This window comes from bacterium (assembly GCA_035380285.1).
GTDB lineage: Bacteria > Auribacterota > Erginobacteria > Erginobacterales > DAOSXE01 > DAOSXE01.
On the sequence record DAOSXE010000057.1, the window covers coordinates 1 to 8,556 of the forward strand.

The following is an 8,556-nucleotide window of genomic DNA, read 5'->3' on the forward strand; positions in this document are numbered from 1 at the left end:
TGCTGCCCTGGTTGGTGTCGGCCAAGTCCAGGGTCGAGGTCAGCAGGTCGTTGGAGGCGCCGTCGATGCCGATCTGGATACTGACGTCGTCGTCCGCCGGCGCCCCTTCGAGCTGGCCGGTGACCCGCACCACGTAGCTGTCCTCCAACTGCCACGTGGCCAAGCCCATGTAATCGTTGCCGACGGCCACGGCCCCGGGTTTATAAAAACTGGCCTGGCGCACCAGTTCCGGGGTCCCGCTCTGGATGTAGGCGTCCAGGCCCGCGGTCATCGGGGCCCCGGCTATCGTGACCGTGCCCCCGGTATAGTCGGTCACCACCCCGTAGCTCCACGTCCCCGCGGCCGCGCCATATCGGACCGGCCGCCCTTCCTGGAAAGCGTTGCTGTTCACGGTCGTGGCGGCGACCGTAAACTGGTCGTCGGCCACCCGGGAACCCGCGCGGTAGGTCCAGCGGCTGTTGAGAACGTTGAAACCTTGATCGTTGGCGGCGTAATAGAGGTATCCGTCGTTGTCCATGTACACCATGCCCGCGGCCAGCGTCTCCGGGGTGGGGCCGTCGATGCCCTTGAGGTAGAGGTGGGGGGCGTTGCCGCCCACGGCCGGGTCGAGGGCGAGGAGAGCCTGATCGAAAGCGGTGGCTCCCGTTTTCAGGGTGGCCAGGGGCGCCGCCTGATCCGAACCCTGGTTGGAATAAATCGTGAGACCGCCGTAGGCGTTGTTGGTGTTGATGATATGGACGGCCCCGCCTTCGTCCGAATCGATGTTGGAGTCGGAGTTGGAGCCCTGGCTGACCATGAGAGCGTTGGCGGCGCCGGCCGAGCCGGCGCCCACCGTGGCCTGGATGGCTTTTCCCACCCCGGCCTGATAGGCGTAGACGGCGATGCCGGTGGCTTCGGTGAAGGCTTGCTCGGCCCTGATCGCATAGCCGCTGCTCATGAGCGGGGAGTTGACGTAGGCGGCGATCAGGCTGCCCGTGGTCAGGGTGGTGGAAGTGACCCAGACTCCGTGCTGGGTGGTGGCCTGGGTGGTGGCGGTGAGGATGCGCCCGTTGTCGTGGCGGTAGAGCTGGACCATGGAACCGTCCGCTCCCGTTCCCATCCCCGTCCCTTCCACGCGCAGCGCCGGCACCGGGCCGCCGGAATAGATGCGCACCAGCTCGTCGCCGGCGATGGCGTCGGTGCCGATGACCACGGTGCCGGTATGGTAGATGGGGTCGGCCGCGGTCGAGCCGGAGATGAAGATCCAGTCGTCGTCGCCCCCGCCGCCTTCGCCGCCGCTCATCTCGACCCAGTCCGAACCGTTGTAGTACTTCATGACGTTATCGGCCGAATCGAAGGCGATATACCCGGCCTCGGGCGTTCCGGGAAGCGCGCCCGGCGTGAAGAAGACCGTGTCGATCTCGGGCTGGACCAGGGTCTTGTTGAGGATGGTCTGGGTGTCGGTCAACCCGACGAAGGCGGAGTTGGGGCTTTCCAGGCCGTCGAGCAGGTCGGCGTTGACGGCGTAGGGAACGCTGACGATCTGCTGGTCGGGGGAGAGGGTTTCGTAGTTGAGGCCGTCGGTGGAAAAAGCGACCCGCAGGTAAATATCTTCCTGGTGGGCGAAGATATCGTCGGTCAGGGGGTCGTCGGTGTTGCCCCCGATGAGAATGTTGAAGATACCCTCGACGGCGCTGACCGAGGCGAACGAAGACCAGTAGGCGGTCCCCATATCCTCGGTGCCGATGGTGAGGCAGAACCAGGTATTCCCGGAATAACCGACGTCCCCCACCTCCACCCGACCCTGGAAATTGATGACCGGGTCGTCCATGGGATGCGGAGACTCGGCGGGGGAGCGCGGGGGGATCGCAATGACTGAAATTAACAATGCCAGACCCAACCCAGCCAGTTTCCATGAGTTCATGGTATTCGCCCCTTATCGTAATTTTGGTAACAGTTGATAGAAATCCTCCCTGGGTAGATTCCTACCCTCTTTCAATATAATGGCTGGAAGGCAAAACCTACAACCTAAAATCAATAAATTTTCTCAATTATTTCGTCAGGGGAACCGGGGGGTCGGCGGCAGCTTTGCCCTCGTCCCCCACGTCCGGATTCCCCCTTCGAACGTGACCTGAAACCGCTCCGCCGGGCTCGGGTTCCGACCGGGGCCATGGCGGATACTTTCGGGAAAACCTGTAATCGTATTCGCATCGAAATTCATTAACCGTAAATTACCTGAAATTTGCCCGATCGAACGCTACGTCAACAGCTGCTTGACGACAGTCGCCCGGCTTATTTCCGACTGCCGCCGCCATGATACCTTGTCTATTCTTATATCAAGAAAGCCAGAAAAGGTTAAAATAATATATTATTATATGTTTATGCTCGCATTATTGGATGATAGACGCCGCACCGGCGACGGACAGGTTCCGGTCTCTCTGTCCGGCCGGCGCCCCGGGCCGGTTATTTTGGCGTTGCCGAAAACCCGACTCCGGGATATGCTCTGGACATGACTGGCAACGGTCTCCCGGCAGACACGGAGCGGTTTCCCCAAGGTTTGATCCTGGTGGTCGAGGACGACCCCGCCAGCATCCGTCTCTACCGCAAGATCCTGGCCGAATACCCCGAAGCCGTATTTTTCGGCAACGGCTCGGAAGCGGCAAGCTTCATCCAAACCGCCGGGTTGATCAGCCTGGCGTTCGTCGATTTCATCCTCCCCGGGGAATCGGGACTGGAACTGGTCGCCGAACTGAACCGCCGTTTTCCCCAGGCCGAGGTCTTCATGATCACCGGCCTGGACGACATTCAGACGGCGGTGAAGGCGGTGAAGGCCGGAGCCGCCAATTACCTGCTCAAACCGTTTCGCGTCGCGGAGATGCGGGCCATCGTCGAACGCAACCGCCGCCGCGAGCAGGTGCGGGTGGAGAACCTCAATCTGCAGCGGCTGCTGAACGCGGAAGACCGAAAACCTTTGTTGGTCGGGCGCAGCGATGGCATGAGACGGGTTCGGGAGATGGCGCTGTCGGTCGCGCCGCTGGACGCGACCGTGCTTATCCTGGGCGAAACCGGAACCGGGAAGGACCTTCTCGCCCGGTTCATCCACGCCCACAGCGAACGGGCCCGGAACTGCTTCGTGGTCACCGACCTCTCCGCGCTCAACGAACGTCTGATCGAAAGCGAACTGTTCGGACATGAAAAAGGAGCGTTCACGGGGGCGCACGAGCGCCGGGTGGGAAAATTCGAACGGGCTTCGGGGGGCACCATATTCCTCAATGAAATCGGCAACCTCAGCCTGGGCGCCCAGCAGAAACTGCTGCGGGTCCTGGAGGACCGGGCCATGGAACGGGTGGGGGGGGACGCCACCATTTCGGTGGATATCCGCATCATCGCCGCCACCAGCACCGATTTGGAAGGGGAAACCGCCCGGGGGGCGTTCCGGCCGGATCTGCTCTACCGGCTCAACGTTTTCACCATCACCATCCCCCCCTTGCGGGAACGCCGCGAGGATATCCCCCTGCTCGTCGACCACTTCCTCAAATTACACTGCGCCCGCTACCAACGGCCTCCCCTTGCTCCCCCCCCCGCGGCGGTCGAGCGGCTCCTGGACCACCCCTGGCCGGGCAACGTCAGGGAACTCAAACACGCCCTGGAACGAGCCGTCATCGCCGGGGATTTCGACCGGTTGTTCCTGCCGACGGGAAGCGGGAGCCCCCGGGAAACGTCTCCCGGAAAAAGCCTGGCCGAAATGGAGCGGGAGAAAATCGCGGCGGCTTTACGACGGACTTCGGGCAATCTGGCGCGAGCCGCGCGCGAACTGGGGATCTCCCGCAGCACCCTGTACGGCAAAATCAAGAAACACGGGATCGAGACCCGCCGTCCCGGCGCTCAGTAATAGCAACGGCGGACGGCGGGGATATCTCCCGCCTGCCCCAGGTCCTGCGCGGCCCTACCCCCGCAGAGGCAACGGATGAAGACCCGCCCGCGGCCGGGGCGCCAGATCGAAAGATCGTCGGCGCCGTTGCCGTCGTAATCGCCGGTGAGGGGAACATCGCCGGCGGCCTCCACTCCCCATTCCACCCGGGAAAAGCCGTAGACCAGCCACAGCCCCGATTTTTCCCCACGCGGGCGCCAGACGGTGCGGTCGAGAGCTCCGTCCCCGTCGCCGTCCAAGGGGACGGGAATGTCGTTGCCCCCTCCCCACTTGACCGTCGGCAAGCCCTCGATAATCCATTCTCCGGTGGAAGGACGCCAGACCGCCGGGCGGGCGCGCCCCTCCCCGGTGTAGTCGCCCGGGACCGGGATATCGCCTTCCTCCCCCAGTTCCACTTCCCAGACGGTTTCCGGGACGGCTTCCCGCCGGTGCTCCCGGCCGACGGAACAGAAGATCCTCCACGTTCCTTCCTCCGGACTCCAGGTGGCGAAGTCGGTCACCGAATCCCCGTTATAGTCGGCGGGAACCGGAAACTCGCCTTCGTCCCCCCAATCCACTTCCTCTTCGAACCCCAGGACCCGCCAGGCGCCTTCCCGGTAAAAAGCCGGTTCGGCGGTGCCGTCGCCGTCATAGTCGCCCGAAGCCGGGATATCTCCCCGTTCCCCTCCCCAGACCAGACTCGAACAAACTCCCGCGATCTCCCATTCCCCGCTCCCGGGACGGTAGACGGCGGGGTCGCTGACCCCGTCACCGTCGTAGTCGTCGTCGGAGATCACCAGAAAAGGAGCGCCGAGGGGATCGGGAAGAACGCGGTCCGTTGCCGACAGCTCCCAATCGCTGACGTCGAAATCCTCCACCAAGCTCGCCGAACACGGAAATACTTCGGATTCGCCGTATCGCGTGGCCAGGCAGGCATCGGCGTGGTTGTAGACCCGGACGTACAGACCGCCCTTCCCCCCGTCGACCGGCTCCCCGACCTCGTAGACGAACTGGCCGGTTTGTTCCCAACCCCAGGTCATGCCCGCCCCGATGGCGGTGGCGGCGCAGATGTAATCGTCCCCCGTGACCGCGCCGCCCGGAGCTACGGGATCGGCCTTCCCGTCCGGGCCGGTGGAGATGATCTGAACCAGGTCGCCGGGCCGTCCGTCCCACATCGGGTCGTCCGGATTCGTCCCTTCCAGCACCCGGCCCAGTTCGTCGTACAGAGGAAGACCGGCAAAAATCATGAAAACGTCTTCGGCCGCCCGTGCCCGGGGAACGAAACAAAGCATGGCCGCGGCCGCCACTGCCAACCTCGTCAACTCCAGCTTATCGGTCATCTCGCACCCCCCCGAATATGTGTTATCGACACCTCCACTGGTGCAAACCATGTGCCAAACGGCCCGTGCCGGAAGAGATCGCTGTTGCTTCTTGATCCGCAACCGATAACGTCGGCGGCACAAATCGATAGATTGCCGGGGCCGCCGCGTTCGGGCGATAGTGTATGAAATCCGGCATCCATTTGTGTCGGATTCCGGACACTCGGCCGGGGGGAACCATTAACGTATTTCACCGGCGCATAACCGGAGTCCGCACCTTCACGGTTACACGGGTTCGCCGATTGTAGTATACTCCCGCAGGAAGTGCGGTCGGTTAGTAAGGAGTAGGATCCATGCTCGTTCTGGAACTGTTGGCGGTCTGGGGGGCGGCCTCGATCGCGGGCGCCGCGGTTTTCCCCCTTCTCTATCTGGGTTTCCCGGGGTTGCGGGACCGGGGTTGGGCCGTTTCCAGGATCGTGGGCGCGGTCGCGGTCACCTTTCTGGCCTGGATGGCGTCAAGTCTGCGGCTGGTGCCTTTCGGCACCCCCGCCGTCGCCGGCGCGCTGGTGCTGCTGGGGGCCGGGTCATGGTTTTCGGCCCGGGGCCGGCTGAAGGAGATGGCGGGCTTCGTCCGGGTCAACCGGCGCATGATCCTCACCGTCGAAGCCGTCTGCCTGCTCGGGTTTTTCGTCTTTCTCGGGGTCATCGCCTCCAACCCCGAAATCGCGCCGGAGACGGAACGGTTCATGGATTACGCCCTGCTCAACCGGATCGATCAGACCTCATTCTTCCCGCCGGCGGACCCGTGGTTCGCCGGCAAGACCATGAACTACTATTACTACGGCTACATCATCGTCGCCGCCCTGCACAAGCTCGTACCCCTGCCCCTGCCCCTCTTCTTCAATATCGTCCTGGGCCTGATCTACGCCCTCTTCCTCAGCGCCTCCTTCGGGATGGGCTATAATCTCACCGGGAAGATTTCCTACGGTTTTCTCGGCGCCGCCGCCCTCATGTTCATCGGAAACCTCTATGGGTTCATCCAGGTCCTGATTCCGCGGGAAGCGACCCGGATCGCCTTGATTCAAGCGGGCCACCCCGATCCGGGCTGGCTCCGGGAGGCGGCGAGCCAGTTTTCCTCCTTCGGCTTCTTCGACGGGGCCAGGGTCATGGTCCAGACCGGGGCCGACGGGGCCATCCTGGACTACCCCATCAACGAGTTCCCCTTCTTCAGCCTTGTGTACGGCGATCTCCATCCCTACGTCGTCACCTACATGACCAACATGGCCATCCTCACCCTGCTGTTGGGGGTGGCCCGGAGAACCGAGACGGGGTGGGGCGCCTGGGGCGAGACCGCCGGCCGGCGGGCGCTGACGGTGGCGATCGCCGCCGTCGCCCTCGGCCTGCTGGTCGGGGCCCACACCTGGGACTACCCGGTCTACCTGGGGGTGCTGTTCGTGAGCGCGGCCTGGAAGTCCTGGCGGCGTTCCGCCGAACTCCCCGACGGAACCGGGCCGGACCCGGAACCGCGGAGCCGCTGGAATTTCATCCCTCCGGCAGCGGCGGTCGCCGTCCTCAGCTTCCTCCTCTATCTCCCCTTCAACCTCAGTTTCCTGGGGCAGCAGGCCGGACATAACCGGGGCGGCTTGGGCGCGGTGGGGTTGCGTACGCCGCTCGACCTTTTCCTGGAAGCGATCGGCATCTTCCTGTTCTTCCTGGCGGCCTTGCTCGCGGCCGACTGGATCGACGCCCGGAAATCGGCCCGCCCCCTGGCCGCGGCCCCGGTGGGGGTCATGGCCGGGATCGGACTGCTCGTGCTCGTCGCCAGCGGCGCGCTTCCGCTCTTCCCCACCTGGCTGTTCATCCTGGCGCTGGCGGCGGCGGTCGTGGTCAGAATGGCGGCCCGGGGCCCGGACCGGGAGGAAGGGTTCGCGCTGGGGCTGGCCCTGGTGGCGCTGGGCCTGGCCCTATTCTGCGAATTCTTCTTCCTCGTCGATCATTATCGGGGCGGGGGGTACGAGCGCATGAACACCATGTTCAAGTTCTACACCAATATCTGGCTCCTGCTGGGGACGGCCGCGGTCTACGCGGCGTTCCGGGTCCGGAGTCTGCTGGTTTCCTCCTCGGCCATCCGGGCCTGGCGGTGGACCGTGGGAGGGATCCTGGGAGCGGGCTTCGTCTATTCCCTGGCTTCGGTTCCGGCTCTGGCCCGGGCTCATGCCCTTCCCGCGGGGCTCGACGGCGCCGCCTACATTCTCGAACCCGTTCCCTCCTGGCAGAAACCGGAGTGGAGATGGGACCTCGACGACTGGCGGGCGGCGGCCTGGATCGAAAAAAACCTCCCCCTCGACGCCGTCATCCTTCAAGCCAACGGCAATGCCTACGACTGGGCCCCCCGCATCGCCACCTTCACCGGGCGCCCCACCCTGGTGGGATGGAACAACCACGAGGCCGGGTGGCGGAACGACTGGCGGGAACCCACGCGCCGCAGCGAGGCGACCGCGGCCGTCTACTCCACCGAAGACCTCACCCGGGCCCGATCCCTGATCGACGAATACGGAATCGACTACGTCTACATCGGGCGGACCGAACGAGCGCGCTACCCGGGTCCCGGACTGGAGAAATTCGGGCGACTGGGCGACCCGGTCTATGCCGAGGGCCCGGTCCAAATCTTCCGGGTCGGGGCTTCCCGATAATTTTTTAAACGTTCGGGCGCCCCCAAGCATTTAATAATGATAGACTTCACGCATCGTCGTCGAACGCCCGGGAAAGGAGCGCCCGCAACGATGAAATGGTTCGCGATCCTGATCTGTCTCGCGGCCGGAACGGCGCGGGGAGAAGAAGACGTCCGGGTCATGACCTGGGAGGAGTGCCTGTCCCGGGCGGCGCGGCTGCACCCCGAACTGGCCGCCGCCCGTTTCCAAGTCGAACAGGCCGTGGCGCAGGTGAGTTCGGCCCGCAGCGCTCTCCTTCCCCATATCTCGGGCCGGGCCGCCTACAGCCATTCCAAGTCCTCGGGAGAAAGCGGCGGGGATTCCTATTCGTATTCCCTTTCCGGCGACCAGCTTATCTTCGACGGCTTCGAAAGCTGGTACAACACCAGCCGCCAACAGCAGCAGTTGGTCTCGACCCGTTATTCCTACGCCCTGACCTCGTCCGAAATCCGCCTGAGCCTGCGGGGAGCCTTCATCGATCTGCTCGAGGCCCAGCAGCTGCTGAACATCACCGAAGAGATCGCCCAACGCCGCTCCCAACAGCTGGACATGGTCCGGCTCCGCTACCAGGCCGGAACCGAGCACAAGGGCTCCCTGATGACGGCCGAGGCCAACCTGGCCGAGGCCCGCTTCGACG

The 8,556-nt window shown here is 64.2% G+C and carries 5 protein-coding genes; 3 read left to right on the top strand and 2 right to left on the bottom strand.

Features of this window, described 5'->3' with window-relative positions:
* The coding region (locus PLZ73_12380; GenBank protein ID HOO78670.1) for a hypothetical protein at nt 1–1,810 on the bottom strand (1,810 nt) is incomplete at its 3' end.
* 678 nt (nt 1,811–2,488) lie between these two features.
* On the opposite strand from PLZ73_12380, the gene PLZ73_12385 reads away from it, so the two are divergent.
* The gene (locus tag PLZ73_12385; protein ID HOO78671.1) at nt 2,489–3,871 is read left to right on the top strand and encodes a sigma-54 dependent transcriptional regulator; all 1,383 of its coding nucleotides are present in this window, start codon (nt 2,489–2,491) and stop codon (nt 3,869–3,871) included.
* On the opposite strand, the gene PLZ73_12390 is transcribed toward PLZ73_12385, so the two are convergent.
* Complete coding sequence (locus tag PLZ73_12390; GenBank protein HOO78672.1) at nt 3,865–5,229, bottom strand: hypothetical protein; 1,365 nt, start codon at nt 5,227–5,229, stop codon at nt 3,865–3,867. The genes PLZ73_12385 and PLZ73_12390 overlap by 7 nt on opposite strands.
* Before the next feature lie 332 nt (nt 5,230–5,561).
* On the opposite strand from PLZ73_12390, the gene PLZ73_12395 reads away from it, so the two are divergent.
* Nucleotides 5,562–7,901, top strand: a complete 2,340-nt coding sequence (locus PLZ73_12395; protein ID HOO78673.1) for a DUF2298 domain-containing protein — start codon at nt 5,562–5,564, stop codon at nt 7,899–7,901.
* Between the two features lie 90 nt (nt 7,902–7,991).
* On the top strand, nt 7,992–8,556 hold a 565-nt coding region (locus PLZ73_12400), incomplete at its 3' end, for a TolC family protein (GenBank protein HOO78674.1).

What these genes read in the sequence shown, in the direction of transcription:
- PLZ73_12395 (HOO78673.1), top strand. Translation starts at nt 5,562, where the DNA reads ATGCTCGTTCTGGAACTGTTGGCGGTCTGGGGGGCGGCCTCGATCGCG.
- PLZ73_12385 (HOO78671.1), top strand. Translation starts at nt 2,489, where the DNA reads ATGACTGGCAACGGTCTCCCGGCAGACACGGAGCGGTTTCCCCAAGGT.
- PLZ73_12390 (HOO78672.1), bottom strand. Translation starts at nt 5,229, where the DNA reads ATGACCGATAAGCTGGAGTTGACGAGGTTGGCAGTGGCGGCCGCGGCC.